Annotated in this window: 4 protein-coding genes and 2 pseudogenes; all 6 read left to right on the plus strand. The window is 52.6% G+C overall.

All coding sequences use genetic code 11. From position 1 onward, the window contains the following. Positions 1–1,082: type VI secretion system tip protein TssI/VgrG (gene tssI / locus AACR93_RS02835; RefSeq protein WP_043852226.1), on the plus strand; the 1,082-nt coding region annotated here is incomplete at its 5' end. Next, a complete protein-coding gene (locus tag AACR93_RS02840) occupies positions 1,079–1,873 on the plus strand; it encodes a DUF4123 domain-containing protein (RefSeq protein ID WP_043852227.1) in 795 nt (264 codons plus the stop codon). The genes tssI and AACR93_RS02840, both read left to right, overlap by 4 nt. Beyond that, positions 1,873–2,283 (plus strand): annotated as a pseudogene (locus AACR93_RS02845) (hypothetical protein); the annotation flags it as partial. The gene AACR93_RS02840 and the pseudogene AACR93_RS02845, both read left to right, overlap by 1 nt. Positions 2,284–2,481: 198 nt before the next feature. After that, positions 2,482–4,419, plus strand: a complete 1,938-nt coding sequence (locus tag AACR93_RS02850) for a T6SS phospholipase effector Tle1-like catalytic domain-containing protein (protein ID WP_043852229.1) — start codon at positions 2,482–2,484, stop codon at positions 4,417–4,419. Next, the gene (locus tag AACR93_RS02855) at positions 4,419–5,123 is read left to right on the plus strand and encodes a DUF2931 family protein (RefSeq protein WP_043852228.1); all 705 of its coding nucleotides are present in this window, start codon (positions 4,419–4,421) and stop codon (positions 5,121–5,123) included. Before AACR93_RS02850 ends, AACR93_RS02855 begins: the two co-directional genes overlap by 1 nt. 175 nt (positions 5,124–5,298) lie before the next feature. Then, positions 5,299–5,918: pseudogene (locus AACR93_RS02860) on the plus strand (DUF2931 family protein); the annotation flags it as partial. Between the last annotated feature and the right edge of the window lie 19 nt (positions 5,919–5,937).

A 5,937-nucleotide genomic window follows, 5' to 3' on the forward strand; every position in this document is an offset into this window, starting at 1 on the left:
TCCGCCACACCGGTGAGCAGCCCCAAGCGCTGGAAGAGGAGGGCGGCAGCGGCCCGACCGTTTACCACAACGAATTTGGTGTAGTGAAAGCGAGTACCACCTGGCGCGCCCGCATCGGCAGCCCCGAGGCGCCCTACAAGCCGATGGTGGATGGCCCGCAAATCGCCATCGTGGTGGGGCCTGATGGGGAGGAGATTTACTGCGACGAGCACGGCCGGGTGAAGCTGCAGTTCCCGTGGGACCGCTACGGCTCAAGTAACGACCAGAGCTCCTGCTGGGTACGGGTGAGCCAGTGCTGGGCCGGCGGTCAGTACGGCATGATGGCCATCCCGCGTATCGGCCATGAGGTCATCGTGAGCTTTTTGGAAGGTGACCCCGACCAGCCCATCGTGACCGGGCGTACCTATCACGCCACCAACCGGCTACCTTACGAGCTGCCCGCCAACAAGACCCGCACCGTGCTGCGCACCGAAACCCACAAGGGCGAGGGGTTTAACGAGCTGCGTTTCGAAGACCAGGCGGGACAGGAAGAGATTTACATCCACGGTCAGAAAGACCTGAATGTGCTGATAGAAAACGATGCGGCTTGGCATATCAAGCACGACCAACACGCCGACATCGACAATGAGCGTGTCACCCGCATCAAGGCCAACGACCACCTGACGGTGGAGGGTGAGAAGCGCGACCATATCAAGGCGGACTATTCGCTGACGGTGGATGCCTCTATGCACCAGAAGCTGGGTCAATCCCTGCTGGTTGATGCTGGTCAGGAGGTGCATCACAAGGCTGGCATGAAGATCGTGATGGAGGCCGGCGCCGAGTTGACCCTCAAGGTCGGCGGCAGCTTTGTGAAACTCGACTCCGGTGGCGTCACGCTAAGCGGTGGCTCCATCAAGATGAACTCCGGGGGGAGCCCAGGAGCAGGCTCTGGGTGGGCAGGTCAGATGCCTAACTTGCCTGGCGCAGTCCAGGTACCACCCGCACCGCCTGCCACTATCCCTGCGAGCGCCATTCAAAAAAGCATGGAGTCTATGGCTCCGCTGGTGAAACCCTGCCCCTTTGCCCAAGGAGGTAAGGCATGACTTTTCAAGAATGGCGCAGCCAATATCCCGGCAAACTGTTTGCTATCGTCGATGCTGCACTCGATACCACCGCGGTGGCGGACTACTGCAACCATGGTGGCGCAAACGCTATTCCCTTGTTTGCCGGCACTGCGTTTGCAGACCAAGCAGAACAAGGTCCTTGGCTATTCCCATCTCCGACTCCCGAGTTTATTGCTGCCCACCCACAGTTGGGAGGCTTATATGTCGCGAGCGATGCCACTATTGATGTCGTCCTGCAGCACTGGCAAAGCCTGATAGAAGTGGCCTTTGAAGGAGAGGTGATGTGGCTGCGCTATGCCGATAGCCGGGTCTTTCCCAAGATGCTGGCCACCATGAGCCAGCAGGAGCTTGATGATGTGCTGGGGCCCTGCTCAAGCCTGTGGGCCACCGACAGTGTGTGGCAACGCACGCCGGATACCGAATTTACCCCTCGCCAAGCCCCCTGGTTTCGCATTCAGCCTCACCACCTGGCGCCACTTTATGACGAAAGCCGTCACGCCTACATCCTCTCTCGCCACTTCTGGCAACGGATGGAGGATATGATGATGCGTCATCCTAACCCGGAGGCAGCCATTGCGCGTGTGCTCAAACAAGCCAATCAAGCTGGGCTGGAAGGTGATGTTCGCGATGGCGCTGTGGCCGGGGCGATCTCTTTGCAGGCACGCATGTCGCTCGATGCCATCAGAGCACCCTTGATGCTTAACGACGAAGAGATGGCGCAGGTAAATAACTGGCTGAGCAAACATCCTGAATTGATAGGAGCCGCGTAATGCCCAAAAATGAATTAAGCAATCTTCCCACACGGGTTTACCGGAGCGATTTAAGAAGCCCAGATGAGGTATTTAGCAATGGGATGCCAATTAGTGGAACTGATGATGATATCTATCGTCATGTGAATGGCAGTAGCTGCAAAAAAGGGACATCTGCATTTCTTGCAACCTCAGATAATCTTGAATTCCTGAAAAAGCATTGGGCTAAAGATGGTTTGCTCATGAGCAAGCAGGACTTTATCTACATTTATGAAATTATACCGGATGCTCGTTTTTTTAATGCGTACCACAGCTTAAGTTATACCAGCAAAAAGAATAAAGATAGCTCGCTCCAGAGTACTGCAGAGAGGTTTAAACACCAGGGCGAATGGCTTGCTAAAGGCGGTGTTAGTGCAGAAAACATTGCTTCGGCTGAGGTGTATGGTCGCACTGATAAAGGAAATGACATTGTATTTATCAAGAGGGTTGAAAATAGCCGTGTTACCGCCACCCCTTCTGCAAATGCATACCCTTATCAATATAAATCCTCAAAAGATAAATCAGGTTCTTTATTGAGCTGCTTCGGTTACGGCAAAAAAGAGCCGAAAGAACAGCATGCTGCCGGGGGGATTAGTCCTCACTGCATTCCCTGCGAGAAGAATAATTGCTGGATTGAAATAGATGTTCGTGATGAGCACAACCAGTCATTCCAAGGGCTGAAAGCCACGTTGACTGATGCCACCGGCACTGCTAAGACGGTGACGCTACAAAATGGTCCGACGTTGGTGGAGGGCTTTGCAGTGGGGCCGGTGACCGTCAAGCTGGAAACCAAGCCCTGGCTTAAAGCAGCTCAGTCCCGTGAAGAGCTGAAAGAGGGCGAAACCAGCCAGGTTCACGCTTATACCGACAAACTTTTCGGTCACGACGATGTAAAGCGCGAGCATGTCAAAGTAACTACTGGCGACCTTTGCCTTACTGACCCTGAACAGCCGCTACCGGAAGGACACAAAGTCGGTCAGGCCCAGCCGCCGCGCTTTATCACCAAACACTCCTACGTGATTGAGGTAAAGGGCTATCAGCTGAATATCCTGCGCATCGGTGTGTTCTTTGATGGCACCGCCAACAACACCTTCAAGCATCAAGAGGGTCAGCCAGCCCTGGAGGCTGCATTGGCCTCCTGCTCCCCAGTGGAGCAGGAAACCTTGCTGGAGCAATGCTTTAATGATGCGTTGCCCCCTAAGCTCAATAACAGTGAGAAGAACGATATCACCAATATTGGCAAGGCTCATGATCTCTACCAACGTCCAACAAAATCAGAGTTGAATGTGGCTGTCTATGTTGAAGGTATAGGTACTACCCAAGGGCAGAGTGATACGAAAGCGGGCCTTGCCGCAGACAAGGGGGACACCTCCAGTGCTGCTCGTGTTGAGCAGGCTTGTCAAACCCAAATTGTTGCAGAGGTCACAAAACAACTGGAGCGAATACTGTCCACCATCGAATGTATCCATAAGGTCGAGTTCGATGTTTTTGGCTTTAGCCGCGGCGCCTCTGCAGCTCGCCAGTTTGTTAACCGTATTGACAAGAAGGGTGATCATCCTTTGGTCGAGGCCATTGCGAATTCCCCCGAAATCCGTCTGAAAGAGGGCTTTGACTGGGCGAGTCGTGATGATGTGCGCATCCAGTTTGTTGGGTTGTTTGATACAGTGGTCAGCTCATATTTGTGGGGCAAACGCAGCGTGGTGCTGGATCCTGACTGTGCCGAACGAGTGGTGCATATCGTTGCTGCCGATGAGTGGCGTTTTCACTTCGACCTGACCCGTATCACTGACGATGCAGCTGGAACCGATATTGCAGACAACTTTACCGAAGTCATCATTCCCGGTGCTCACTCTGATGTCGGGGGTGGCTATTACAGTCGCTGGAGCCTGCGAGACCCTAATTATGCCTCACCCGTGATCACCGAAAATACTGTGATCGCCACCTTTCGTTCCGATGAGTGGGTTCGTAGTGAGATCACCGGTTCGAAGGCATATCGTGATGCCACAGCCTATGCCCGAATGCGCTCAGAGCAGGGGTGGGCTAAGGGGTTCAAGTTGCTCCAAACGCACAGTAGTCCGACTGTGTCCGGGTATCTGAATGTGCGCCCTCGCCGTCTTCCCACTGTGGGTAAAGACGCGTCAGAGCAAAAAATGACGGTGGATGTGGTGTTACATCGTGTGGTGGAGGGGGAGTATTCGCGTATACCGCTGCACATGATGGTAGAAGCGGCACGAGATGCCGGAGTTCCCTTTATTGAGTGGGACCCCAGTCGTCGAGATTTAATGCTTAACAGTGCCATTTCGAACCCTACTGTCGATCTTGCTGTTCTCGATAAGCAATGGGTGGATGCGGCAAAACGCCGTAAGGATATCGTCAACTTGGCCCGCGCCTTACCTTCCGAGGTGTATCAACAACTGCGACTGGGTTATCTGCACTACAGCGCCGATACTGGACTGGTTAATACGCCCAACACTGTTGGGGACAAAGAGGTGCGTCAGATCACCGGTAACAAAAAGGGAGGTTATTAATGCGTCGGATTCTATTACTACTTCTACTATTACCGCTCATGGCAGCTTGTCAGGCAGCACCCACATCTACCCAAAATTTGGAGTGGTGGCATATGGTTGGCTCGAACTCTGATGAGCTCTGGGTGACTAAAGTTCTATTTTATCGCCAAGGTAAGTTGGTCGATGCCTCGACCAATGGTTCTGCCGGATTTTTTGGCGCGGAAGCGCTCAAAGAAAAAGACTATCGTTGGCGTATCTCAAAAGGAAGCCACACAACCCGCCCAATACCTGATCAGGTGGACATTGAGTGGGTTTCATTTCATGACAAGAAACGTTATCGCATCAGCCTTACATTGCCAGCAGAACTGGAAAGCATGATCGCACAGCGTTACCGGGTAAAAGTGGGCAAGGAGTTGCGAGAAGAGAGGCGGGATAATATTGGCTTAGGCATGGCGACAGGTGGTTATGTTGAGGCCTTTTTAACCAGTATCAGAGCCACGCCCGATATCCTGTTGGCTAGGGGAATAGCCAAAGAAGTAACGGATGATCCCTTTGACAAGCGCTTCCCGCTCTCCAGTCAGTATAAAAATGCTTGGGCAGACTTTGATGCGAAGTACAGCAAAGTCTATCAACAGTACCCCGTTCCCGTGGGCATGGACTGGGCCCCGATCATGGATGCTTACCGCGTCGCCCAACCCAAGACGGATACTGACTCAGTAAGGTAATACCATGGAGCTTGAAAGTGCCGGCTAAGGGTACCAAACCAACATCACCAAATATCCTCCCGCGGCAGCTCACGCTAGAGGCAATTACAGCTCTGCGCCGCCGATACATTGATAATATGAAGGCGCTTGAGACCATGGATCTCTCCCATCTAGAGCAGGATGTACCAACGCAGAGATGAAATCTATCGTCGCATTATCGGTTTTTTGCCTTTCATTGATGGCCTGCGCGGCGCCACAACCTTTGCCTCAGTTTGCTTGGGATTATGGTACAGGCAGTAATATAGATCTTACTAAGAACACCAAGACCGAGTTCTATCTTAGAGGGAAACAAGTTTATGCCGACCGTTTGGCCGGTGGCGGAGCTGGAGGTCTACTTGCCGATAGAATCAAGGTGCAACGTTATTATTGGGCGGGTGGTGGTGGCCTGCCTACCTACCGACGGTGTTCCCATCCCCGATAAAGCTGTGATTGAGATGGTTTCCTTCCATGATCGCAAGCGCTACCGTATAAAGGTGGACTTGCCTGCCAATCTGGAGCAACAGATGCGCCAGGTCTACTCTGTTGAGGGGCGTTATGACCGCCGTAGCTGGCTCTATTTTGGCCTAGCGCCAGGCGGCTATTGAGGTGTTGCTCAAGGGAGATAGGTTAAATGTTAAGCCAGATATTCTGCTTGCTCGTGGTATTGCCGAAGTTGTGACTGATGATTGGTATGACAAGAAAGTAGCGATAGATCGCCAATATGGAATGGATTATTTTGATAAGAAATATGGCGCGTTATTCAAACAATTCCCAGTTACTAAATAGCTGTTCCGAA

The organism is Aeromonas sp. L_1B5_3, from assembly GCF_963866575.1.
Lineage (GTDB): Bacteria > Pseudomonadota > Gammaproteobacteria > Enterobacterales > Aeromonadaceae > Aeromonas > Aeromonas jandaei.

Bases quoted from the DNA above. Each gene is read 5' to 3' on its own strand.
- AACR93_RS02840 (WP_043852227.1), top strand. From the start codon at position 1,079: ATGACTTTTCAAGAATGGCGCAGCCAATATCCCGGCAAACTGTTTGCT.
- AACR93_RS02855 (WP_043852228.1), top strand. From the start codon at position 4,419: ATGCGTCGGATTCTATTACTACTTCTACTATTACCGCTCATGGCAGCT.